Annotated in this window: 25 protein-coding genes; 14 read left to right on the top strand and 11 right to left on the bottom strand. The window is 55.9% G+C overall.

What is annotated here, in order from left to right:
* Positions 1 to 91: 91 nt before the first annotated feature.
* From HU742_RS11425 to HU742_RS11390, 8 genes are all read right to left on the bottom strand, one after another.
* A complete protein-coding gene (locus HU742_RS11425; RefSeq protein ID WP_186642581.1) occupies positions 92 to 1,375 on the bottom strand; it encodes an NHL repeat-containing protein in 1,284 nt (427 codons plus the stop codon).
* Between the two features lie 206 nt (positions 1,376 to 1,581).
* Positions 1,582 to 1,944 (bottom strand): Mor transcription activator family protein, encoded by a 363-nt coding sequence (locus tag HU742_RS11420; protein ID WP_186642580.1) that lies wholly within the window; start codon positions 1,942 to 1,944, stop codon positions 1,582 to 1,584.
* A gap of 30 nt (positions 1,945 to 1,974) precedes the next feature.
* Complete coding sequence (locus HU742_RS11415; protein ID WP_186642579.1) at positions 1,975 to 2,295, bottom strand: hypothetical protein; 321 nt, start codon at positions 2,293 to 2,295, stop codon at positions 1,975 to 1,977.
* A 1-nt stretch (position 2,296) separates the two neighbouring features.
* Entirely contained in the window at positions 2,297 to 3,478 is a 1,182-nt protein-coding gene (locus HU742_RS11410; RefSeq protein WP_186642578.1) for an ExeA family protein, read from the bottom strand.
* Positions 3,478 to 5,232, bottom strand: a complete 1,755-nt coding sequence (locus HU742_RS11405; protein WP_186642577.1) for a DDE-type integrase/transposase/recombinase — start codon at positions 5,230 to 5,232, stop codon at positions 3,478 to 3,480. Before HU742_RS11405 ends, HU742_RS11410 begins: the two co-directional genes overlap by 1 nt.
* Positions 5,229 to 6,161, bottom strand: a complete 933-nt coding sequence (locus HU742_RS11400; protein ID WP_186642576.1) for a hypothetical protein — start codon at positions 6,159 to 6,161, stop codon at positions 5,229 to 5,231. Before HU742_RS11400 ends, HU742_RS11405 begins: the two co-directional genes overlap by 4 nt.
* Before the next feature lie 10 nt (positions 6,162 to 6,171).
* A complete protein-coding gene (locus tag HU742_RS11395) occupies positions 6,172 to 6,474 on the bottom strand; it encodes a helix-turn-helix domain-containing protein (protein ID WP_186642575.1) in 303 nt (100 codons plus the stop codon).
* Positions 6,475 to 6,691: 217 nt separating this feature from the next.
* Positions 6,692 to 6,928 (bottom strand): DNA-binding protein, encoded by a 237-nt coding sequence (locus HU742_RS11390; RefSeq protein ID WP_186642574.1) that lies wholly within the window; start codon positions 6,926 to 6,928, stop codon positions 6,692 to 6,694.
* A 122-nt stretch (positions 6,929 to 7,050) separates the two neighbouring features.
* Between HU742_RS11390 and HU742_RS11385 the strand changes: the two genes are divergently transcribed.
* The 12 genes from HU742_RS11385 to HU742_RS11330 all read left to right on the top strand — a co-directional run bounded on the left by HU742_RS11385 (position 7,051) and on the right by HU742_RS11330 (position 15,458).
* The gene (locus HU742_RS11385) at positions 7,051 to 7,467 is read left to right on the top strand and encodes a helix-turn-helix domain-containing protein (protein WP_186642573.1); all 417 of its coding nucleotides are present in this window, start codon (positions 7,051 to 7,053) and stop codon (positions 7,465 to 7,467) included.
* Positions 7,468 to 7,482: 15 nt separating this feature from the next.
* A complete protein-coding gene (locus HU742_RS11380; RefSeq protein ID WP_186642572.1) occupies positions 7,483 to 7,974 on the top strand; it encodes a hypothetical protein in 492 nt (163 codons plus the stop codon).
* 578 nt (positions 7,975 to 8,552) lie between these two features.
* On the top strand, positions 8,553 to 9,116 hold the full coding sequence (locus HU742_RS11375; protein ID WP_186642571.1) for a hypothetical protein: 564 nt from the start codon (positions 8,553 to 8,555) through the stop codon (positions 9,114 to 9,116).
* A 96-nt stretch (positions 9,117 to 9,212) separates the two neighbouring features.
* Complete coding sequence (locus HU742_RS11370) at positions 9,213 to 9,713, top strand: structural protein (protein ID WP_186642570.1); 501 nt, start codon at positions 9,213 to 9,215, stop codon at positions 9,711 to 9,713.
* The gene (locus tag HU742_RS11365; protein ID WP_186642569.1) at positions 9,710 to 9,916 is read left to right on the top strand and encodes a DUF7940 domain-containing protein; all 207 of its coding nucleotides are present in this window, start codon (positions 9,710 to 9,712) and stop codon (positions 9,914 to 9,916) included. Before HU742_RS11370 ends, HU742_RS11365 begins: the two co-directional genes overlap by 4 nt.
* Positions 9,917 to 9,943: 27 nt before the next feature.
* Positions 9,944 to 10,249, top strand: coding sequence for a DUF2730 family protein (locus HU742_RS11360; RefSeq protein ID WP_186642568.1), 306 nt, complete (start codon positions 9,944 to 9,946; stop codon positions 10,247 to 10,249).
* A complete protein-coding gene (locus tag HU742_RS11355) occupies positions 10,246 to 10,539 on the top strand; it encodes a VpaChn25_0724 family phage protein (RefSeq protein WP_186642567.1) in 294 nt (97 codons plus the stop codon). The genes HU742_RS11360 and HU742_RS11355 overlap by 4 nt, the downstream gene beginning before the upstream one ends.
* Before the next feature lie 2 nt (positions 10,540 to 10,541).
* Entirely contained in the window at positions 10,542 to 11,093 is a 552-nt protein-coding gene (locus HU742_RS11350; RefSeq protein ID WP_186642566.1) for a phage protein Gp27 family protein, read from the top strand.
* Positions 11,090 to 12,694 carry a hypothetical protein gene (locus HU742_RS11345; protein WP_186642565.1) on the top strand — a complete coding sequence of 535 codons (1,605 nt, stop codon included), beginning with the start codon at positions 11,090 to 11,092 and terminating at the stop codon, positions 12,692 to 12,694. The genes HU742_RS11350 and HU742_RS11345 overlap by 4 nt, the downstream gene beginning before the upstream one ends.
* Positions 12,691 to 14,073, top strand: coding sequence for a phage portal protein family protein (locus tag HU742_RS11340; RefSeq protein WP_186642564.1), 1,383 nt, complete (start codon positions 12,691 to 12,693; stop codon positions 14,071 to 14,073). Before HU742_RS11345 ends, HU742_RS11340 begins: the two co-directional genes overlap by 4 nt.
* Position 14,074: 1 nt before the next feature.
* Entirely contained in the window at positions 14,075 to 14,869 is a 795-nt protein-coding gene (locus tag HU742_RS11335; protein ID WP_186642563.1) for a phage head morphogenesis protein, read from the top strand.
* 112 nt (positions 14,870 to 14,981) lie between these two features.
* A complete protein-coding gene (locus HU742_RS11330) occupies positions 14,982 to 15,458 on the top strand; it encodes a phage virion morphogenesis protein (RefSeq protein ID WP_186642562.1) in 477 nt (158 codons plus the stop codon).
* Positions 15,459 to 15,531: 73 nt separating this feature from the next.
* Here HU742_RS11330 and HU742_RS11325 read toward each other — a convergent pair whose 3' ends face one another.
* From HU742_RS11325 to HU742_RS11315, 3 genes are all read right to left on the bottom strand, one after another.
* On the bottom strand, positions 15,532 to 16,029 hold the full coding sequence (locus HU742_RS11325) for an RES family NAD+ phosphorylase (RefSeq protein ID WP_186642561.1): 498 nt from the start codon (positions 16,027 to 16,029) through the stop codon (positions 15,532 to 15,534).
* Positions 16,029 to 16,604: an Xre family toxin-antitoxin system antitoxin gene (locus tag HU742_RS11320; protein ID WP_186642560.1), complete on the bottom strand. Its 576-nt coding sequence runs from the start codon at positions 16,602 to 16,604 to the stop codon at positions 16,029 to 16,031. The genes HU742_RS11325 and HU742_RS11320 overlap by 1 nt, the downstream gene beginning before the upstream one ends.
* A gap of 320 nt (positions 16,605 to 16,924) precedes the next feature.
* Positions 16,925 to 17,284 carry a DUF6124 family protein gene (locus HU742_RS11315; RefSeq protein WP_186642559.1) on the bottom strand — a complete coding sequence of 120 codons (360 nt, stop codon included), beginning with the start codon at positions 17,282 to 17,284 and terminating at the stop codon, positions 16,925 to 16,927.
* A gap of 722 nt (positions 17,285 to 18,006) precedes the next feature.
* Here HU742_RS11315 and HU742_RS11310 point away from each other — a divergent pair.
* Positions 18,007 to 19,548, top strand: a complete 1,542-nt coding sequence (locus HU742_RS11310) for an ATP-dependent nuclease (RefSeq protein ID WP_186642558.1) — start codon at positions 18,007 to 18,009, stop codon at positions 19,546 to 19,548.
* Positions 19,549 to 19,632: 84 nt separating this feature from the next.
* Positions 19,633 to 21,018 (top strand): ApeA N-terminal domain 1-containing protein, encoded by a 1,386-nt coding sequence (locus tag HU742_RS11305; RefSeq protein ID WP_186642557.1) that lies wholly within the window; start codon positions 19,633 to 19,635, stop codon positions 21,016 to 21,018.
* Positions 21,019 to 21,120 lie beyond the last annotated feature (102 nt).

Below are 21,120 nucleotides of genomic sequence, written 5' to 3'. Positions count from 1 at the left end.
CATGCCCGTTTGGCGAAACGCTGCGTTGGTAAATAGATGCGTCCCCCTTTTTACCCCTTTCCCATCCCCGAGCTTGTTGGGAAGTGGGTCGCTACGCCTGGAAGCCGAAGACAGCGGCGCTTCCTTCCCAGGCGCCTGCTACAACGATGCGTCGAGCAGCGTCTTGTATGACCAGACCCCAGCATTGTCCGTCCGGTCCCAGGATGAATCCTGTGCCACCGATATCTTTGTCCAGAGTGCCGTCCGGATGGAGTCGCCCAAAGAAAATCTTGGTACTGCCACCTTGCGGAACATTTCTGCCAGCCGCGACAATCTTGCCATCCGGCTGCAAGCCCGCAGCCTCCCATAAACCGCCCCATGGTTGCGACGGTGGGCTGACGATGACCGGAAGTCCACCGTGAAAGGCACTATCGGGACCGCCGTTGATATCAAACCGCATCAAAAGGCCGCCCGCCGCTCCTTCTCTGAAGATACGTCCCGAGCAGACAAGCTTGCCGTCCTCATCTTGGATCACCTGGTTAAGCGCATAACTTGCGCCTTTGTCGCCAAACAGCACATAGCCAGCCTCACCGAATGTTAGGTCGTGCGCCCCCTCAGGAGTAAAGCGCACCAGGAGCATCCGATCGTAACTGGTTCCGTCTTCAGTTCGTTGAACAATGCCTCCAACAACAATTTTATCGTCGCGCTGAACTACAACGCATCTGAGCTGGTTATTCTCCCAACTGGGATGGTCTATCGTGATGACGCCGTTTTCCCCGAAGCTGCCATCCAGCGTGCCGTCTTGGTTCAGACGAACCAACAGCCCCTTGGAAGACTGCAATGTAGGAATATTGCGAAAATCGACGTTTTCTCGATCTGGTCGGGTGTAGTGCAAGCTTACGAGTACTTTGCCATCCCGCTGCAAGGCTCCACTGGGGTACCCGAGCCTAAGGCCATCGCTGGGTATGACGTCCAGGACGACTTTTCCACCGACTCCGAAGCTCGAGTCTGGATCGCCGTTCCTTTCGAAACGAGCAACCGCCGGCAGTCCCTCAAAGAACGAGGTTCGTAGGTCTCCCACCACCACGCTTTTGCCGTCGCGTTGCAAGAGTAACTTTGTTGGCCTGGAGTTTTCCTGTCCCCTGAAGTTTCCCACGACGTATCCGGCTCCGTTCTCGCCAAAGGTGGTGTCCGTCGCACCGTCCATCAGCGTTCGGTACAGCCGAAATTCATCTCCCTGCCAGGCCACATAGGTCAACCGTCGTTCGCCTTCGTCCCATGCAATCCCACTTACCCTGCCGGTGCGAAGGATCGGAACGACGACGCCGTTCACACCGAAGCCTGGATCGAGCTCACCCGGTTGACGAGTGGAACTGGTTCTGATTGTGCTGGCCATGTTTCTGTTCCTTCTCGTGAAAAGTGAACGAGTATTGGATCGCGCCTTGTCAGGGGGGGGCTACTGTCAGAACTTACAGGTTGTTGGGGGTTGAGATAAATCCTACCGCACAAGCGAGATAAATCCGGGCTATTCCGGCATCGGCTGGCACAAACTGGGACAGCCTATGCAATACCGTTGCAACCAGTGCAATGAAAACGCCCCGCTCAGTCATCGACTGGCGGGGCGAACATATCGGCTTGGCGGCGTGCGATTTCATCCTTTCGAACTGCCTTAACGATCTTATAGATCCACTGAAGCGACACCCCCCACTTGCGTGCCAGGTCGCTTTGATTAGTGCCGTTGAATTCCTCGTAGATCTGCCGATCCCGCCGGCTCAACTTGCCCGCCAGTCCCATGGGAAAATAGACATTTTGCCCACCCCAATGCGCCGCCATCCGATCGGCAACCTCATTAGCCACGTGGCGGGCAGCCTCATCATCCATCGACACCAACTCGCCAAGCGCAGCCGCGACGTGTTCAGTCAGGTCAACCAGCAGTTCCGGCCCCTTGCTTCGGAAATCACTCATACAGTCGCCCCGTAGCATCGAGGGCCAGAGTCATAGATCCTGCTCCTTAACCGACGTAAACCAAGCCACATCAACGCCCTGGACCGTCACGGTGTTACAAGTCAAAGGTCCCGCCGGGGAATAGCGGATGCCCCGCATTTGAGAGCCGAATCGGCGTATGAACAGCTCCAAGCTGCTCAGCTCGATAAAAATCCTATTGTCCAAAAACACCAAAAGTTTGATTGAAACCCCAGCCTCACGAATCTCACGAGTCAGCTCATTGAACGCGGACAACTGCACCGCAAACGCCTCCGCAAGGATACTCAACGGCTTAACCGGCGCCGAACGCCTCACCAAATCCAGAGAATCCATCTCAAACCCCCTTAACGACATCGGCGGTCACCTTCGGCACACCCAGCTGAGCGGCCAGGTTCATTGCCGCAATCACCAAATTGCCAATCGCCAACGGATAGAGCAGCGAAACAGTCCCATCACGCCCCCCATGGCGAGTCGGCTGAGACAACCGCACCGCAGTCGCCTCAATGGCCCCCTCATCGATGACGTCCCCAAGCACCTTGCCCACCCGATCAAAGCGAAATGTCAAAAACTCCCCCAACCGAGAATGCTCAACAGGCATCAACTTGACCCGCTCACAACGCTGCACCACCTCACGCACATCTGCATTGCGCTCACTCAGTTTCACCCCCAGCTCAGGCTGACCGATCATGATGATGCTCACCAACTTAGTGAACCCGACCTCCAACTCCAGAATGCGCTTAAGATGCTTCAACGTCGGAACCGGCAAGCTGTGCGCCTCCTCAATCACCAGGCAATGGCGATACCCGGCCGCATGCGACTCCTTCAACGCCTTATGCAACTGAGCGAAGCGCGCCTCAGGGCTGCTTTTGGGTTTCGATAACGGTGCAATAGCCGCCATCATCGACTCAGCAATATGCGTACTCTTCAACGACTTGCCCTTGGCGTCGTTATCCTCGGAAGCCAGCACATATGGCTCAATGATCATCACCGGATCACTATTCTCGGCAATGCGGTTCACCAGATCCCGGCGAAGCGTACTTTTACCGGCCCCCGATTCCCCCTCAACGGCCAGAAACCCACCGTGCCGGGCTGTCTGATACATCGCCTCGCGAACATAGCGAATCTCTGGGCTCACCCACATATCCTGCGCACACTGCAACTCATCAAACGGATCACGGAATAAACCAAACGCCTTACGAGTAGCTGGTTGTAGCGTTTGTTTTGGCAGTAACATCGGTTCGTCCTCCCCGGACGGCTCTTTCACAAGGGCCGGACCTGCCGTGTTGGCGCACGGCGGGTCCACTACATCAAAAGCGTTAGCAATAGCGGCGTCATTGGCACCGGACTCCGTCAAGAACCCCCGAATACGCCCCCGCAAAACCTCACCGTCAAGACGGCGAGGCCAAAGGTTGTGGTTCACCAACTGCGCAATCGTGGCGCTACTCAAGTTCAGCGACTGGGCCAGCGCCGCCTGAGGCTGCCCCATCTCCTGCAAAATCCTTTTCAGCTTCAACATCACTCAACTCCAATCGAATGGCGCATGACCTCAGCGGGCCGTTTCAACTCAGCCTCAACCGCCTCAATCTGATCTTGGGGAACACCCTCCGGAAACCGCTTCAGCAACCAACCAAACGTCTGAGTCGACCAAAGATTGCCCAAACGCGGACGCAGAAGCTTCGCCGCCTCGACATGACTCAGCGGGGCAATCTCAACAGCGGGAGCGTTGAAATCCAGATGCGTACCACGCCGCGGCAGATAAGCCGGCAGCACGGTGTCATTGACATGCTTATGCGGATCGATCAGCCCACCAAACGGCACGGCCTTTGATTTGCGGGCGGCCTGTGCATCGGCCTGATTGCTGGTACCCGTCGCAATCTGCTCCAACACCTTGCGCGACACCTGGGCTGGCGACTCAGCGTGGCGCTTATATTGCTCACCGATCATCGCAGCCGACTCGGCAAACCCAAACGCATCCACCCCAACGCGCTCAATCACGTGATAACACTCACGCCCGTCATCGCCCACCCGCACCGCAATCGCCGAGTCCTTATCGCGCCAGCAATTGCGAGTGATCAGCAGCTGATCACCCACCATCACATCCGGCACTGAACTCACATCAAACTGCGAGCCCCGAAACGAAACCCTCAGCAAATTGCTCACCTTGCGATTTTCCGGCGTACTCACCGCCAGCTCCCGGCACACCTCAACACTGGGCGCCAAGCGCAACTGCTCCGGCTTAATCAACTGCCAAACGCCATACCGGGTACGCCGCGTGCGGGTATGAATCGACGTTCCATTGAAATACCGCATCCACCGACCGGCCCACGTATTGATCTGCTCCAAACTCGTGGCGGCCTGAAACTTCAGAGCGCTCTCAAACTCACGCTCGACAATATTGTGGGCCTGCTCAACCTGACCCTTGGCCCGCGCATTACCGGGTCTATGAATCATCAAATCAACAGACAGAACACGGCAAAGATTGCGAAAAATACCACTCGTCATCGCTGCCCCAGGGTCCGTCATCAGCACCCAAGGCACCCCATGAAAAGGGTCCGACTCACTGCGCTTCTGCATTGCATTAATCAACACACTGCACAGATTCTCAGCCGACTCCGCCCCCAGCACATACTCCACATACAGCGTGCCACTCGTATGATCGGTAATCACGTACCGCCATAGCCGCTGTCGTTCGATCTTCTTCAGGTTCGCGGGCTTGCCGTCATAGAACTCGGCCTTGTTCATCACCCGAGCCCCATCATCGGCCAGATAAAACTGCGTCGAAATCGAAGCATCGATCTGCCAGACGTGATTGGGATGCTGGCTCGCCAACGACACCGCCGGCGCGTCCTGCAAAAGCTGTTCGGGATGCAACTTATAAGCGCGCAACGCCCGGCTAATCGCACTGCGACTCAAAGGTCGAAACTCACCCGTGGCCTCATCCAACCTGCCAGCCATCACCAGGTTATTACTGCGCAAGCGCTCAACGGCCCGCACAATCGTCGACAATTGCTTATTGTTCGCCCGAATGGATTCCAACAACACCGCCGAAATCAACCGCGCTTCCTCAAGCGGCAACGCACTGCACCCAGCATCACTGCGCCGCTTACGCGGCTTCGCCAAACGCACCGCCTTCAACTGGCGTTGCAGGGTAGAAATCGAAACCCCCAACGCCAGCGCCCCAGCTTCGTAAATAGCCGTACGCTCGCCATGCGCGGCCGCGTCAGCGCGCTGGGCTACCTGCATCAAATGCTCAATGTGCACCGGATTCATAAAACAGACTCCGCAGGCGACATCCAGGCCACGCCATCAGCGTGATCAAGCAAATTGAACTCACTGCGAACCGACCCCAGCGTAATCTCCAGCTGCCGAATTAGACCTGCCCTAAAGGCGCGGTGGTCCTCGCCACCTACCGCCAACGCCTCAAGCTTCGAAAACCCCTCGCGCAGCGGCCCCAAAACATTCGCTTCGGCCTCATAAGCGATCGCCGACACCTCCGCACGCAAAGCCTTTGCAGCCTCATCAACCGGCATCGCCTGAACCCGCTTACGAGACAACTCCAACTCCCGCCGAGCCTTATCCAACTCACCCGTTTTCTTTGCCATCACCTCGCTTTGCGCGGCGTAATCGGCCTTCGCCTCATCAAGGCGCCGGCCTAGCGTCTCTTTCTCCGCTGTGTGCTTGGCAATCATCTCCTCAGCAAGATCAACAAACGCCTCTTTGTCACCGCCTTTAGCCACCTCAACCAATGCCGCCTGCTGGTCCTGGGGCAACTTCCGATACTGGCGCAACTCACGATAACCAATCCCCATCCGCGACATCGAATCCAGCGCCTCCTCACCGAACGCCCGTAAATTCGCAATATCCCGATCCACCTGATCAACCGAGCGTCCCAACAACCCACAAAACTCATCCCACGTACCGCCCAACGTCCCCGCACCGTGCGGACTCTTGCGCCCGGCCAACCCTCGATACAGCTTGTTCTCCTTCACAAACGCCAACTTCGACGTCCGCACCGTGCGGGAAAAAGCCTCAAACACCCCGGCCATCTGCGCCTGGCCCAACAACTGACTCACCGTGTCGCGCTCATCACCGTGCGCGGCATGCAGCGCAGCCATCGCATTCTGATCAGCCGTCAACGTCACCCCATCCAACACCGGCAACGCCAGTGTCTCCACGGGTATGCTCTTGCTCCGTGCCATACCACCCTCCTTAAACAATCGACCCAGCGGCAATACGCTGATTGATTTCCTGCATGCGGCCCGTCAAACGAGCCATGTGCTCGGCATGCGCCTGCGCGATCTGCAACACGCCCACAGAGTGAGCAAAGCGGCCGTTATCCAACTTCACCGCCAAGCCTTCCTCAATCAGCGTTTGCATGGCCCGCGTAATATTGCTCGGACTGTCCTGCGTCAGATGGGCCAACTCCGCATTACTCAACCCCGTCACCGTGTGGCCCTTTAACGCCTTCAGCGCACGCAAAACACGTGCTGCCGCCGACACCGAGCGATTCATAACCTCGCCTCCGACCTAAACATTTCAGGTAAATTGACAACGTCAGCGGCCTTAGCCCGGATAAACGGTGGGGCTATGTAGGAAATGAAAGAGGGGGACATGGTGTGAATGCGTGGCTTTTTTGTAGGAAGTTTCTTTTTTTGCCTCGCGCGCCCACACCGCGAAGGATTTAAAGCGGTAGATTCCAAATAACCGATATGATTTTTCATCGCGAGCCTCACGCCACAAAACGGTTGAGCTCGAGGGCCGCCGCCGGATCGGTACAAATCTCTCCGGCCTTAAGCCCCAGCTTGATCGCGATCTGATGGGCCTGACCCCGCACGCACTTTTTGCGCCCACCCAATACCTCGAACACCAGGTTGGGTGAAAAACGATTCGCGATTGCCCATTGGGTAATCGAAACACCTTTGGCCTTAAGCTCCGCTCGGGCCTGATCTGCAGTACGTAGCTCCATGGGTACACTCCGGGGGGCTGATGGCGCCACTTGGGTGCCGATTAAGTTGCCGTTCGTGGTTGGACGGTGTGAACTGATAATGGAACCAATCGGTTCCCATTTAAAGGCTTTTTGAAAACCGAATGGTTTCCTTTTGTGAACGACTGCGCGCAGAACGAACGCGGCTTGGCCTCAACCAGACCGACTTCGCGGCACTGGCCGGCGTGACGAAAAAAACGCAAATGCTCTACGAAGCAGGCGAACGCGTGCCCGACGCCAGCTACTTGGCCGCCATCGCCGATGCGGGGGCAGACATCACCCTCATCATCACCGGCCAAAAACACACCGCCACGTTGCCCAGCGCATGGGCGCCCATCGACAGTGAAAAACTCGGCCGGATCATCGAAATGCTAGAGGCAGCCGCCAAACAAGCCGGTCGGCGCTGGCCAGCCAAAAAATTGGCCGAAGTGGCCGCAGAGGTCTACAACGCGTTAGGTGACGATCAAGGGTTTGATGAACCACGCGTTGAACGAATATTGAAGTTGGTAATAAATCGCTAAAAACAAAGGAGTTGTATGCGAAGCGAGGAAGCAGATCTGGTCAACAAATTATCAGCCAGGCTTTCTGAGGAAATCGAAAATCTCCCCAGGGATGGAAAGGATCACGAACTCACCATCAAAATCAAAGGCAACCGAGGGCACATCAACCTCGGCCACCAAACCTTTGACATAAAGACCGCCAAAGAACCCCCACCTGCCGGCAGTGACCGCGCTCGAGAATGCCCACAATGCCGCCGCTGCACCTGGCGCTACACCCAACTGTGCATGCACTGCGACTACAACCTACAGCGCCACGACGAAGTCACTGAGCACGCAAAGGAACAAGCACGTAAGGAACGCCTCAATCTGCAAACGTTGAAAATTTGTATCAGTTGCGTAGCGATTGCCGTGCTGATTTTTATTGCCAGCGATTATCTACCTGTCACGTTAAAACCTTGGGCCGTCACGTTGACAGGCGTCCTTGGGCTCTTTGCGTTCATGCTCACGACAGCAAGCAAAAAAAGCTGACAAGCAACAACGAACTTACTAGCAGTAACGGTCAGGGACGACCAAAGCCAAACTAAAAGGAGGTTCTAATGACCGAGAAGGAACCGAACAGGCTGTGGAAGGCTAAGCCCACTGCCAAAGAAGCCGCACTGATTGTAGGCTGATGCGTAATTGCAGCGCTTACGTATGGGCTCCGACTGAACAAATGCGAATTGATGGTCCTCACCACCCATGGCAGTAAAAAAGTCCTGAATGAAGAGCCCCAACCTGTCGCAGCTCGATAGCGCTATTACCGAAGGTACGCGCATACTCAGACCTTGAACCATCTGAACTGGCTTATGATCACCAGACATTTACATCAGTACCTGATGAAATATTGACTTAGCAAACAGGCCACCATAACCACAAAGCAGGAAGCAAGCGCATGAGAAGAGATAGAGATGACCACCGTGATCGCAGCCGGGAGGACCTTACCAATAACAGTGATAAGGGCCACGGAGGCCATCGTGATCGGTTTGAGGACTCAGGGCACGGGCGCAGGAGCGATGAAGTGGTAGATACCCTTTCTCCACCACCACGGCCTGGCAGAGGGGATCAGGATGGGAGCGACAATAGCTGATCTCGAGGATCGTTGGCACAACACGCTTTTCAGCGTGCGTCGCTCGATTCGATACCATCAACGACGTCGTGCGTTCTATGACAGGCTGGATAAAACATCCAACATGCTGTCCCTGATCTTTGGATCCGTAGCGATTTACGGCGTCCTTCAGGAGAATGCAAAGACAGTAGCGCTTGTAGCATCCGCCACAGTGACCGTCGTTTCCTCTATCAATCTGGTCATCGGCAGCGCGCAACGCGGTCGCGATCACACGGATTTGATGCGCAAATATGTCGAATTGGAAAAGCGCATGCTCGGTAAGGCATCCGAAGAGCTATATCTTGAAGTAGCGACTGCTCGGCTGAGCATTGAAGCAGAAGAGCCTCCTGTCATGCATGTTCTGAACGCCATGTGCCATAACGAATTGATGCGGGCCATGGGATCTCATAAAGAGGATTTGCCCGCCATAGGCCGGTTCCAAGCTTTGATGTCTCAGTTTTTTGATGTCTGCGAAAGCAGTATCCAAAATCCAAAACGCAAAAAACCTACTGCAGAATCTCCTTAAACCCGATTAAAAGCCCCTCCAGCCCACGCCGCCCACCATAGCGGCGTGTGCATTTCAGCGCCTCAAACCCAGGCGCCACGACTGGAGGCAACCCCCATGCGACCCGAACAACCCCGCGGCATCCGCAACTACAACCCCGGCAACATCCGCCACACCCGAGGCATCCGCTGGCAAGGCACAGCCCTCAACCAGACCGACAGCCAATTCACCCAATTCATCAACCCACGCTGGGGCGTCCGCGCCATCGCCCGCGTCCTCATCACCTACCAAGACAAACGCCGCGCCGCCGACGGCAGCCCCATCGACACCGTGCGCGAAATCATCGAACGCTGGGCGCCACCCACAGAAAACAACACCGACGCCTACGTCATCAGCGTCGCGCGCGCCCTGGGCCTCGATCCCGATGTCGCCAGCGTCGACGTCTACGACTTCGAAATCATGCGCGCCCTGGTCACCGTCATCATTCGCCACGAAAACGGCGCGGGCCCCTTGCCGGGCGGCCGCTGGTACGGCGACGCCATCATCGCCGACGGGTTATCACTGGCGGGCATCGAACGCGGCATCGTCCACGGCCAGTTCAAGGGGGCGGCGGCGTGACACTGATCACCGATTGGCGCCAAGGCTACCGGCTCTACAGCCTCCAAATCAGCGTGGTCATCGCCCTAGTAGCGTTCGCCCAACTGGACCTATTGCCGCTCTGGCAACCCCAGCTGTCACCCAAAGCCTACGCCACCCTCAACAGCGCACTGGCCATCCTCCTGTTCGTCGCACGCCTAATCAAACAAGGCCCACAGCGCTAAGCCACCGTCCCAGACCCGGAGCGTCGAATGAACCTCAACGAACTCAACTTCGGCTTCCAAACCGTCCAGTGGCTGGTCCTCACCGTGCTCGCCCTCTACACCTGGATCACCAAACGCCAAACCGCCAGTACCCAAGAACTGCTCGAACTGCGCACCCGCATCGTCGCCCTAGAAGAACACGTCCGGCACCTGCCAGACCCGTCGGCCATCGCTGACCTTTTGGGCGACATGAAAGCCATCCGTGCCGAACTCTCCGGCGTCAAAGACGCCCTCAGCCCCTTGGCCCGGTCGCTGGACCGCATCAACGACTACCTGCTGCGAGAAAAAACATGACCCCCTACGCCGACTACCTGCGCCACGACATGCGTCTGGTCATCCTGCGGCTGCTGGTAGAAATGCCCGGCTACCGCGCCAACAGCTCCGTGCTCAACACCGCCCTCGACAACTTCGGCCACACCGCCAGCCGTGACCAGGTCAAAACCGAACTGCACTGGCTCGCCGAACAAGGCGCCGTCACCCTTGACGATATCGGCCCGGTACTGGTTGCAGCCCTCACCGAACGCGGCCAAGACATCGCCGCCGGCCGCGCCCGCGTGCCCGGCATCAAACGCCCGGGAGCCTGACCATGGCCGGTAGATCCTCCATCAACCGCCTGCCGCCCATCGTCAAGGCCTACATACAAAAGCTCCTGCGCGAAGACCGTCTGACCCTCGACGACATGCTCGCCGACATCCAACGGCGCTTCCCCAACGAAAAGCCCCCCAGCCGCAGCGCCCTGGGCCGCTTCAAAGTCGGCTTCGACGAACTCATCGACAAAGCCCGCCAGCAACGTGAAATGGCCGAAGCCTTCGTCGGCGCCTTCGGTGAAGACGCCACCGACAAAACCGGCGCCTTACTCGTCGAAGCCATCTCAACCCTGACCTACCAAGCCGCCATGGGCGCCCATGAAAAAGACGACGTCACCATTGCCGAAGTATCCGCACTGGCCCGCGCCGCCAAAGCCACCATGGAAGCCCGCACCCTCAGCGTCAAAGAACGCCAGACCATCGAAAAAGCCACCCGCGAACGCCTGCTCCAAGAGCAAGCCGCCGAACTCGACAACGCCGTCAAAGCCCAAGGCATGACCGAAGACCAAGCCCTGTTCTGGCGCCAGAAATTCCTCGGCGTCAAACCATGAAACCGTCCTCCAGCACATTGCGCGTCATCGAATGGGACGAACTGCCGCCCAGCGTCCGCCAGATCCCCGAGGGCTACGACCCGCTGGCCGAAGGCATCCTCATGGCCCACCAATCCCAATGGCTGGCCATCGACGCCCACATCAAACTCTGTGAAAAAGGCCGCCGCACAGGCATTACCTTCGCCGAAGCACTGGACAGCGTCATCACCGCCGCCTCGCAAAAAGTGGCCGGCGGCATGGACTGCTTCTACATCGGCGACACCAAAGAAAAGGGCCTGGAATTCATCGGCTACTGCGCCAAATTCAGCCGCGTCATCGCCGAAGCCCAAGCCTCCGGCGTCAGCCAAATCGAAGAATTCCTCTTCCAGGACCAAGACGATGCAGGCAACACCCGCCACATCAACGCCTACCGCATCCGCTACGCCTCAGGCTTCAAAATCGTCGCGCTCTCCAGCAACCCGGCCGGCGTTCGCGGCCTGCAAGGCAAAGTCATCATCGACGAGGCCGCCTTTCACCGTGACGTCTCCGCCGTGCTCGGCGCCGCCACCGCGCTGCTCATCTGGGGCGGCCGCATCGTCATCATCAGCACCCACAACGGCAAAGCCAACGCCTTCAACCAAATGGTCAGCGACATTCGCGACCAGCGCTACGGCAGCAGTGCCCACGTCTTTCGCGCCACCTTCGATGACGCCGTCGCCAACGGCCTGTTTGAGCGCGTGTGCTTCATGGCCGGCAAGGTCGCCACCGCCGAAGACAAAGAAGCCTGGTACAAACAAATTCGCAACGCCTACGGCCCGCGCAAAGCACAAATGCGCGAAGAACTCGACGCCATCCCCCGCGACGGCAACGGCGTCTGCATCCCAGGCGTCTGGATCGACGAAGCCATGCGCCCCGGTCGCACGGTCCTACGCCTGGCCCTTGATGACGACTTTACCCAACAGCCGGTCTACCGGCGCGAGGCCTACGTCGACGACTGGATCGAGCGCTACCTGGCGTCATTGCTAAAACCGCTCAACCCCGAATGGCGCCACTTCCTCGGCATGGACTACGCCCGGCACCGCGACTTCTCCATTATCTGCCCCATGTCCGTTGATCAAACCCGGCATCGCGACGTGCCGTTCGTGGTCGAAATGCACAAAGTGCCCACCCGGCAACAACAGCAAATCCTCTTCTACATCCTGCGCCGTCTGCCGCGTTTCGTCGGTGCAGCCCTGGACGCCACCGGCAGCGGCGAAACACTCGCCGAAGACACCGCCGACGCGTTCGGCCACAACCGCATCCAACAAGTCAAAATCACCCGCGCCTGGTACGGCGCCTGGATGCCCAAATTCGTGCAACTGTTCGAAGACGCGACCCTCACGCTGCCCAAAGACGACTCGCTGCACCAGGACATCCGCGCCATCGAAACCGTCGACGGCATCCCTATGATCGTCAAAGCCCGCAAACAAGACCTCAAAGACCCCGACCTCTACCGCCACGGCGACTTTGCCGGCGCCGGCGCGCTGGCCAACTTCGCCACCCTGGAAGTCGCCAGTGGCCCGGTCACCGTCAAATCACGCCGCCCACGCCAGGGCCAGCGCCTCACCCAGGGCTACACATGAACAAAACAGGTGTGTGGGTCAGCCCCACCGAATTCGTAAGCTTTGCAGAGACCCAACGCAGACCCTCGCTCAAACAGCACATAGCCACCCGTGGCCGCGCACAGCCCAGCGACTTCAGCCGCCACTTGCCCAACCCCGATCCCATCCTCAAAGCCCAAGGCAACGACATCGCCATCTACCGCGACCTGCGCAGCTCAGCCCTGGTCGGCGGCAATATCCGCCGCCGCAAGGCCGCCGTCCTGTCACTGGAGCGGGGACTTCAACGCGAACACACCGCCCGTCACGTTGAACGCTTCATCACCGACTGGCTCACCGACCTCGACCTGGACCGCATCATCCGCGAACTGCTCGACGCGCCCTTGTTCGGCTACCAACCCATCGAACTACTATGGCAGCCCGTGGGCAGGTACTGGGTACCGCAAGACCTGCTCGGCAAACCAGCTGAATGGTTCTTCTACGACAAAGACAACGCGCTGCGTTTTCGCGCCAAAGACGCCGGCCCCGACGGCGAGCCCTGCGACCCGCAACGCTTCATCGTCGCCCGCCAAGACGCGACCTACGCCAACCCCTACGGTTTCCCCGACCTGAGCATGTGCTTCTGGCCGGCCACCTTCATGAAAGGCGGCCTCAAGTTCTGGGTTCAATTCACCGAAAAGTACGGCAGCCCCTGGGTCATCGGCCAACACCCACGCGGCGCCACCGACAGCGAAACCGAACTGCTGCTCGACAGCCTCGAAGCCATGGTCCAAGACGCCGTCGCCGCCATCCCCGACGACGCCAGCGTGCAAATCATCGAAGCCGCGGGCAAAGCCGGCAGCGCCGACGTCTACCGCCAACTGCTCGAATACTGCCGCAGCGAAATCAACGTCGCCATGCTCGGGCAAAACCAGACCACCGAAAAAGACACCAACCACGCCAGCGCCACCGCCGGTGCCGAAGTCACCCAAGACATCCGCGACGGCGACGCCGCCATCGTCGCCACCGCGCTCAACGCCTGCATCCGCCACGTCGTCGACCTCAACTTCGGCCCACACGTCGTCGCACCGCGCTATGCGCTGTGGCAACAAGAAGAAATCGACAAATCCCTGGCCCAGCGCGACAAGGCCCTAACAGAGTCCGGTGTAAGGTTCACCGACGCTTATTGGAAGCGCACCTACAACCTGCAGGACGGTGACTTACAACAAGCACCGATCCAGGGCGACAAACTCGCATTCGCCGAGACCACACAACAGCGGGCGCCGGATCAAGCAGCCCTCGACCAAGCTATCGATAGCCTGCCATCCGAGCCCTTAAAGCAACTCACTGAAAACCTCGCCAACCTCATGTTCATGGCCGATACATGGGGCCGCCTAAGCGCAACTGCAGACCGGGAAGACTGACATGTCCAGCCCCGCAAAACAGCTCAACCCTGCGGACCTCAAAGTCATCTTCGGCCTCGAACCCGCCAACGCCATCGCCTACCTGAAAGCCAAGGGCTACACCATCACCTGGCATTGGCAAGACATCCTCGACCAGGCCCACGACCACGCATTCACCGTCGCCAAAGCCATGCGCCTGGACCTGCTCACCGACATTCGCGCCGCCCTCGAAATCGCGCTCCAACAGGGCCAAACCCTCCGGCAATTCACCGCCAACCTCAAACCCGTCCTACAAGCCCAAGGCTGGTGGGGCCTGCAAGTCATCGTCGACAGCCAAGGAACCGCCGAACCCGTCCAGCTCGGCAGTGCGCGTCGGCTCAAAACCATCTACCAAACCAACCTGCAAAGCGCCTACATGGCTGGCCGCAAAGCCGCCATGGAACAGACCACCGAGACCCACCCGTACTGGATGTACATCGCCATACTCGACGGCAAAACCCGCAGCAGCCACCGCGCCATGCACGGCCAGGTCTTTCACCACGACGACCCCATCTGGTCAACCATCTTCCCGCCCAACGGCTTCAACTGCCGCTGCCGCGTCATCGCCCTGAGCGAAGCCGCCGTCAAGCGCCGTGGGCTCACCGTAATCTCCAGCCAGGGAAAGACCTTCACCGAAACCGTCGAGACCGGCACCGACAAACGCACCGGGGAAATCAGAACGGCAACCGTCACCGGCCTCCGACTCACCAACGCCCAAGGACACACGATCGCATTCCGCACCGACCCAGGCTTCAACCACGCCCCCGGCCTGAGCTAAGAAACGTCCCCCCGTGGCGAGGGAGCTTGCTCCCGCTGGGCTGCACAGCAGCCCCAAATCCAGCCCCACCAATATTTCCTGACCCACCGCAAACCAATATGGAAGGCATCCCATGTTCATCATCGAACTAGACCACCAACACCTGCAGCAAACCCTAAGCAAAGTGGAACAGACCATCGGCGACCTAACGCCGTTGATGCACAGCCTGGCCGCCGAGCTCGCCAGCCAAACCGAGGAAAATTTCGAACATGAGGGCCGCCCCCAGTGGTCTGAGCTTTCCGACGTCACCACAGGACGCCGAGCCGAAACCGGCCACTGGCCTGGCAAGATGTTGCAAGTCAGTGCTGCGGGGCTGGCTGCCTCGATCACAACCCAAGCTACGGATAGCTCGGCGTTGGTGGGTAGCAACAAGCCTTATGCAGCGATGATGCAGTTTGGTGGGGATCAGGCGGATTTTCCGCAGCTGTGGGGGGATATTCCGGGGCGGCCGTACTTGCCTATGGATGCCGGAGGGAATCTGCAACCCGAGACGGAGCAAGCCCTACTGAAACTAGCGCTGTCTCATCTTGAACAGAATGTGGGTGCCTAACAGACTGAAAAGCAGATTGCGCCGGTGACACCACGGTTAGACGCGAACGGCGCTAGAGGGGGTAAGAACCACTTCAGAGCAAGGGCCTATTCAACCGCCCATCCAGCGCAAAAGGCTCTTGCAACACCAACTCGTACAACCCATCGGCCAGATGCGGGTTCATCAACAAATTCCAGCTATGCCGCGAAACACTGGAAGGGACCAACACAAAAGCGTGCTTGCTCAACAGATCGGCGCCAAATTGTTGCTGACTTCGGCTCGGCGTACCCGGCACCAGCCAGTTGGGGTTGGCAATGGTCTCGGGCTGCACAACATGAATGCCAGACGGATCAAGTACCCGCGCTTGCGTCAGGCAATGAGGTTTACTGTCCAGCGCATCGAAATCCTTATGCACGGCCACTTCAAGAATGGCCGTAGAGGCATCCAGCGCCGCGTAAACCGTGGCCATTCCCTTGGGGTTCCAGCGCCCACCTACTTTTTCAGCCCCCACGCCCGAATTCCAAGTGGCGGCATACTCAGCAGGATCAAGGCGCCAGAAATGAATCTCACTGCTCAAAGGGTCCTTAGCCATCAATAGACCCCGTATTCGATGCGCGTCAGAAAGTCAGTCACCAACTCATACCCGACCGAGTTGGAAATCAAGTCGATGGGAATCTCCCCATCCAGACCCCGTGCAGGCTTAACCATCCATTGCTCGGCAAGCTCACGCGAACCCAGCACATCCGTTGCCTTTTCCAAGACCTCAGCGTAGTTCAGTGCGCGCGTGCTCTGTTCTGGAGTCAGAGCTTCTTCAGGCGTTTTCAAGCGCCGCGCAAGCGTGCGATCAGAGGCACCGACGATTTTCGACAACACACCGGATTGCTTATAGACATTGCTGTTTTCGATCATGTTGAGCACTGACTGCAGCGGGAACCCGCGCCTAACTGCTCGGTAGATCTCCATGCGGTCATCGCTAGTCTTCCCTGCAAGCAAGACAGCAACCATGGGAAGCACACGGCTTGAGCCTGGCAGTGCTGTCTTCGGCCCATATTCAACAGGGCTCAGGGCGGTTACAGCAGCATTAGCTGTGCGTGGTTTGACAGCCGTTTTTCGGCTGACAGTTTTGACATCATCTTTGAGTACGACATCTTTTTTCTTAGCGCTCATAGCGATCTCCGGAACCATGTCATATGGCATTAACTATAGTGCCAAATGGCAGAAAATCCTAATCCGAGAGTGCTACCTTATAAACGCGTCACGTGCCTGGGATGGTGCACCGGCTTTCGGTCAACAATCAGTGATGCAAATGAGTAGGTCAGTTGCTCAACTTTCCCTCTGGCGTCCTGTGTTACGAATCTCTTTCGGCGGCGTCTGTTGTCGTCATGCTGCGTTGCCACTCCTCGCCATAGCGAGCTTTGACTCGTCGTGGCGCCTTGCCTGACGACAACATTCCCAGCCAAAAAAGAAACGTATTTGCGAACAGGGCGCTAGCGCGGCTCGGCGATATCCAGTGCCCGATTCACCAGCAATTCACTCACTTCAATGACTTGCTGGATACCCAGCGCTACATGCCGGCGAGAACCTTTGAGATCGAATGCCAAGTCGCTGATCATGGCATTGGCAGAGGCCAGGTTTTCGCTGAGGTTGGCGAGCAGGGTTTCAGTGTCGACGCTCTCCAAGACAGTGAAGAGCTGATCCGCTGACGGATCTCTCTTGGGTTTGACCTGTTTCGGCTTCAAATAATAATTGAGTGCCCGCTCAGTGGCTTCGTGGAATTTTTCCGGGCCGAGGCTTGAGTGGGAAGAGGTGGGGTCCGATTCCGGAGGATTGGGTGTGACCTTGAACATGGTGTATCTCCTGACCTGATTGGGCCACCATGACTTGTCGCTAAGCAAGTAAGGGTGGCGGCTGGACGCGGGTTAGCGAACCGGGGGTACAGGAGCCCGGCAGACCCGAAGGTCTCCCGCGCACAGCCGCCATTGCGACGATTGCAGACATCAATGTCCGCAACGAAATCAGGAGCGCTGTTGCATCCATACCGATTCGGGTCGCTAAACCCGATCACTGATGAGCAGTGACGGGAACCAAGCTACCGATACGGACCAAGGCGCACAAGCGGGCGGATTCTGGCTTAGTTGTAGGCAAAGGCGCAAGGTGATGTAGCCTCTGGACTGGCTCTCAGTATTACGGAGTATGTTTCTGTAGGACTTCAGGCAGATGACCCCCTTGGAGTGCTTCGGCCGATGGTTTTAGCCCGCAAAGTTTGCCCTTGATTCGGTCGGCGGTGGCTTGGAGACTGGGGCGGGTGTCATCTATGACTCGTCGCGGTGCCTTGCCTGACGACAACAGCCCCCACCAAAGAAGTATGTATTTGCGAAATAGCACGCTAGGGAAACTCCGAACAAGCTCTTCAGAAACCCGCAATGAGCGTCGTGCTATGCAACGAGGTCAGGTTTTTTAGGCATGGGTGACGCAGAAATGAAGGTCAACTGGATGAGTCAGACGGATATCAAGTGCCATCATTGTGCTACATTGAAATCTGTTCGTCAGGGAGAGGCGGTGGAGTTTCATGAAGTATAGAGAAAGCAATCTTGATAAAAAATTGAGGAATTGGTTTGTCAATGACAATACCAAAGGCCTGTTGCGGGGGATTGAGGTAGCCCAGGGAGGGTTTCGAGGGCTGACAAAATTTAGCGTCAAGCTCGAATATCCAATTACTGCCTTTGCAGGCATTAATGGCTCAGGCAAGTCGACAATGTTGGCTATTGCTGCCTGTGCCTATCACAATACAAGCAAAGGCTTCAAACTTTCGAAAAGGACGCGAAGTTACTATACTTTCTCGGACTTTTTTGTTCAGCATGCTGAGGAAATACCGCCGCCCGGGGTGGAGATCAGATATTTCATCGCGCACAACAGATGGAAGAATCTTCCTGAGGGCGTGGCATACCAAGTACGCAGAAAGAAGGCTAAAGGTCGATGGAATGACTATGATTTACGGCTGAAAAAGGTAGTTGTGTTTCTCGGGATCGAGCGAATAGTTCCTCATGCTGAAAGGAGCCAGTCGCGTTCATACTCGCGCTCGTTTAAAAGTATTCAGGTTCATGGATGGGAAGATAGCGTCAAAGATGCCGTAGGGTATATTCTCGGCAAGAAATATGACGATTATCGCCAACTTGAATACCGTAAATATAGCTTGCCTATTGTCAAGGTAGGCGATGTTATTTATTCGGGGTTCAATATGGGAGCGGGTGAAAATGCTCTCTTTGAGATTTTCTCCACTATTTATGCATGCGGGCAGAACTCGCTTCTGGTGTTGGATGAGATTGAGCTTGGTTTGCACGCTAAAGCTCAGCGCCTTTTCATTGAGACCCTCAAAGAGGTGTGTATGAAGACTGGTACTCAGGTCATCTGCACAACGCATTCAAAGCAGATTTTCCAATGCTTACCTGATGACGCTCGGTTCTTCATAGAGAGCTCCGGGGGTAAAACTAAAGTCACCCCAGGAATTTCAGCTGAATTTGCTTTTTCAAAAATGGGGGCGCTGGGCGAGAAGGAACTGGATATTTTTGTTGAAGACCCAGTCGCGAAAGTTATCATCGAAAGCATGCTTGACGGAAATACAAGAAGCAGAATCAATGTTACTCGCGTAGGTTCGGCTGGGGCAGTTGCACGTCAATTGGCGGCGCACTATGTTCGGGATATGAAGTCGAACATCATGGCCATTTTTGATGGCGATCAGCGTGTGCTGCAGAAAAAGAATGTTGATTACGCGAAGAACATGACTGAAATCAATGACAACGTCATTGAGAACTGGATCATCGATCGGATGAATTATTTGCCCGGCAATGTCTGGCCCGAGGCTTGGCTTCTTCAAAAATGTTCAGAGGTTCCTCAGGAGCTTGGCAGCGTTCTTGGCGTAGACGCGGATCGAGCCAGTGAGATTATCGAGTACTCATTACAGGCGGGGAAACATGAAGAGTTCGCCGAAATGGGTGAGCAGGTCAATTTAGATGCTGAGCGCTGCTTGGTCCTCACCTGTGGGGTGGTGTGTAGGATATTCGGTGAAGAATTCGATGACCTCTGCGAGGCGATCAAAACCGCACTGCGATGAGTTAAAAAACGTAACGGCCCGCCCAGCATTCTCTCCGGAGGCCCCTCTAAATTGGCCAGGTAGTTAAGACTCGAGAGGAATAACATGAGAATTGAAGAAGAATACAAAAAAACAGGCTACTTCTGGCTACTTGAAAAGGAAGAGAATAAAATCCCCGGAGTGCTATCAATCAATGATGGCGGAAAAATTGAACTGGAAATCATTGGGCATTTTAGCGATGGCGCTGACTTGCTCAATAACGACGATGGCCTAAGCCGAATAATTGGCCATGTCGAAAAAGATGGCCTAATCACTCTTGATGACTGCTTTTATATAAAAAAGAACATATCATTTGGTGGTATCTCTAAGTCAAGCATTCGCGCAAATACGGTTTTCAGTGGGGCTCACTGGGGTAAGGATGAGATTGCAACCTTCAATGCTTTCTCGTTCTCGGTGGATTGCTTAGATGAATGGGTTGGCATCAGCGGCATTAACGTAGATAGCGACTGGATCGCTGGTACTGCATCAATTAGTTATTCTCCACCCGAAGAAAAAGTCTTCTTCCTCGATAATGGAATGAAGCTGGAAATTTGCTTCGCATATACGCTCCCTGGATTTCCAAACATTACGGAGGCTAAGATTGCTCAGCGAGCTTATTTTAGGCTCGTCTCGGAGGAGTTGCGCGAATTAAGTGAGTTTAGGACTGTTGCCTTTAAAATCACAAACCTAATGTGCTTTGCCATAGATGAGGTTGTTACCCTGCAAAATGTTTCTGCAACCTCGTCTGAGAAGCAGCGCTGCGTGGATAATAACCAATACCCCATTCCAATTTCCATCTACTATCAGAGCATTCCATACTCCGAAAAAAAGCCAAAAAAAGATCGACACTCAATGCTGTTTAACTTCGGCGTTATTGCAACCAACACCCAGCAAGTGCTCAACAACTGGCTAAATGCTTATGAATATTTATACCCTGCATTGAACTTGTATTTCTCCACAAAAACTGGAGCTCAAAAATATCTTGAAGGTAAATTTTTGGCTTTGGCTCAAGGATTGGAGACTTACCATAGGAGAATCAGTCGTGAAACACTAATGAAGCCAGAATTTTTTGACGCGATGATTGCGGAAATTCTTAGCGGATGCCCCGAAGAACATGTCGAATGGCTACAAGGCAGATTGAAGCACGGAAATGAAATTAACCTCGGCAAGAGATTAAAGCGAATTATTGAGCCATTCAAGAATCACCTTGGAACGAGCGGAGAAAGAAGTAAGATGCTAAGGACAATTGTAGATACAAGGAACTACCTAACTCATTACAATGAGGAGCTGAAAAAGGGATCCGCAAAGGGAAAAGATCTATGGGTTCTCTGTGAAAAAATGGAGTCAATGTTTAACTTGCACTTTTTAAAAGTCATTGGATTTACTGAGAAAGAAATAAATAGGGTAATAAAAAATAGCTTTTCACTAAGGCAAAAACTACAAGCGAGCTAACGAATACTGTGTTGTTGTTAGAAACATCAGCTTCCGCTGAGCCGGGAGCGCCTCTCCAGAGCGGCAATTTACCGCTCTACACACCATCCATACGGTACAGAT

It is taken from the genome of Pseudomonas marvdashtae, assembly GCF_014268655.2.
Taxonomy (GTDB): Bacteria; Pseudomonadota; Gammaproteobacteria; order Pseudomonadales; family Pseudomonadaceae; genus Aquipseudomonas; species Aquipseudomonas marvdashtae.
Note: the sequence above shows the minus strand (reverse complement) of the source record. Positions and strands in the feature narration are given on the sequence as shown.

What these genes read in the sequence shown, in the direction of transcription:
- HU742_RS11425 (WP_186642581.1), bottom strand. Translation starts at nt 1,375, where the DNA reads ATGGCCAGCACAATCAGAACCAGTTCCACTCGTCAACCGGGTGAGCTC.
- HU742_RS11420 (WP_186642580.1), bottom strand. Translation starts at nt 1,944, where the DNA reads ATGAGTGATTTCCGAAGCAAGGGGCCGGAACTGCTGGTTGACCTGACT.
- HU742_RS11415 (WP_186642579.1), bottom strand. Translation starts at nt 2,295, where the DNA reads ATGGATTCTCTGGATTTGGTGAGGCGTTCGGCGCCGGTTAAGCCGTTG.
- HU742_RS11410 (WP_186642578.1), bottom strand. Translation starts at nt 3,478, where the DNA reads ATGTTGAAGCTGAAAAGGATTTTGCAGGAGATGGGGCAGCCTCAGGCG.
- HU742_RS11405 (WP_186642577.1), bottom strand. Translation starts at nt 5,232, where the DNA reads ATGAATCCGGTGCACATTGAGCATTTGATGCAGGTAGCCCAGCGCGCT.
- HU742_RS11400 (WP_186642576.1), bottom strand. Translation starts at nt 6,161, where the DNA reads ATGGCACGGAGCAAGAGCATACCCGTGGAGACACTGGCGTTGCCGGTG.
- HU742_RS11395 (WP_186642575.1), bottom strand. Translation starts at nt 6,474, where the DNA reads ATGAATCGCTCGGTGTCGGCGGCAGCACGTGTTTTGCGTGCGCTGAAG.
- HU742_RS11390 (WP_186642574.1), bottom strand. Translation starts at nt 6,928, where the DNA reads ATGGAGCTACGTACTGCAGATCAGGCCCGAGCGGAGCTTAAGGCCAAA.
- HU742_RS11385 (WP_186642573.1), top strand. Translation starts at nt 7,051, where the DNA reads ATGGTTTCCTTTTGTGAACGACTGCGCGCAGAACGAACGCGGCTTGGC.
- HU742_RS11380 (WP_186642572.1), top strand. Translation starts at nt 7,483, where the DNA reads ATGCGAAGCGAGGAAGCAGATCTGGTCAACAAATTATCAGCCAGGCTT.
- HU742_RS11375 (WP_186642571.1), top strand. Translation starts at nt 8,553, where the DNA reads ATGGGAGCGACAATAGCTGATCTCGAGGATCGTTGGCACAACACGCTT.
- HU742_RS11370 (WP_186642570.1), top strand. Translation starts at nt 9,213, where the DNA reads ATGCGACCCGAACAACCCCGCGGCATCCGCAACTACAACCCCGGCAAC.
- HU742_RS11360 (WP_186642568.1), top strand. Translation starts at nt 9,944, where the DNA reads ATGAACCTCAACGAACTCAACTTCGGCTTCCAAACCGTCCAGTGGCTG.
- HU742_RS11355 (WP_186642567.1), top strand. Translation starts at nt 10,246, where the DNA reads ATGACCCCCTACGCCGACTACCTGCGCCACGACATGCGTCTGGTCATC.
- HU742_RS11350 (WP_186642566.1), top strand. Translation starts at nt 10,542, where the DNA reads ATGGCCGGTAGATCCTCCATCAACCGCCTGCCGCCCATCGTCAAGGCC.
- HU742_RS11345 (WP_186642565.1), top strand. Translation starts at nt 11,090, where the DNA reads ATGAAACCGTCCTCCAGCACATTGCGCGTCATCGAATGGGACGAACTG.
- HU742_RS11340 (WP_186642564.1), top strand. Translation starts at nt 12,691, where the DNA reads ATGAACAAAACAGGTGTGTGGGTCAGCCCCACCGAATTCGTAAGCTTT.
- HU742_RS11335 (WP_186642563.1), top strand. Translation starts at nt 14,075, where the DNA reads ATGTCCAGCCCCGCAAAACAGCTCAACCCTGCGGACCTCAAAGTCATC.
- HU742_RS11330 (WP_186642562.1), top strand. Translation starts at nt 14,982, where the DNA reads ATGTTCATCATCGAACTAGACCACCAACACCTGCAGCAAACCCTAAGC.
- HU742_RS11325 (WP_186642561.1), bottom strand. Translation starts at nt 16,029, where the DNA reads ATGGCTAAGGACCCTTTGAGCAGTGAGATTCATTTCTGGCGCCTTGAT.
- HU742_RS11320 (WP_186642560.1), bottom strand. Translation starts at nt 16,604, where the DNA reads ATGAGCGCTAAGAAAAAAGATGTCGTACTCAAAGATGATGTCAAAACT.
- HU742_RS11315 (WP_186642559.1), bottom strand. Translation starts at nt 17,284, where the DNA reads ATGTTCAAGGTCACACCCAATCCTCCGGAATCGGACCCCACCTCTTCC.
- HU742_RS11310 (WP_186642558.1), top strand. Translation starts at nt 18,007, where the DNA reads ATGAAGTATAGAGAAAGCAATCTTGATAAAAAATTGAGGAATTGGTTT.
- HU742_RS11305 (WP_186642557.1), top strand. Translation starts at nt 19,633, where the DNA reads ATGAGAATTGAAGAAGAATACAAAAAAACAGGCTACTTCTGGCTACTT.